Origin of the sequence: Alloscardovia venturai, from assembly GCF_042676605.1 — a bacterium.
Taxonomy (GTDB): domain Bacteria; phylum Actinomycetota; class Actinomycetes; order Actinomycetales; family Bifidobacteriaceae; genus Alloscardovia; species Alloscardovia venturai.
Genome location: NZ_JBHTHQ010000003.1, coordinates 1 through 623 on the forward strand (window position 1 = coordinate 1; position 623 = coordinate 623).

1 protein-coding gene is annotated in these 623 nt (G+C 46.9%); it reads left to right on the forward strand.

Features of this window, described 5'->3' with window-relative positions:
* On the forward strand, positions 1 to 327 hold a 327-nt coding region (locus ACFQY8_RS00150; RefSeq protein ID WP_377937458.1), incomplete at its 5' end, for a single-stranded DNA-binding protein.
* Between the last annotated feature and the right edge of the window lie 296 nt (positions 328 to 623).

The following is a 623-nucleotide window of genomic DNA, read 5'->3' on the forward strand; positions in this document are numbered from 1 at the left end:
TGGGTCGATGCCCCAGCAGACTTCATCCAAGTCAAAATATTCGGTAGGTCTGCGGAAATCCTCGAAACCCTGTGGAATAGTGGCCAGCTGGGTAAAGGCATGCCCGTCATCGCTATAGGCCGGTTCGACCCACGCCCATCCGCATGGATAGGAAAAGACGGCAAAGCCCACGCCCAAGTCAGCTTCAACGCTGAAACCCTCACTACCAACCTTGTACTCCTCGCGCTGCGTCAAAACCGTCAAACACCTGCAACTATTCCAGGACAGCCAACCCCACCAGAAGACGACTGGATGAGCGACATTACGATGGATGACATGCCATACTAAAAAGCTATAGTTTCAGACAAAAGTGCGGGTATCTCTACCAAAAAAGGAAGGATAGAGAGACCCGCACTTTTATTGCTTCAGATTGACAGACTGTAAGAAATATCTTACAATATATATGTGAGAATAATTGAAACAGAAGAATTTACGAAATGGCTAGAAAAGCTTAAAAATAGACGAGCTCAACTAGCTATCGGCTCGCGACTCTTCCAGTGGAAAAATGAGAGCATGGTTTTCGGAGACGTGAAAACCATACATGGCGAACTCAAAGAAGCACGTTTCCACATTGATGCAGGGTA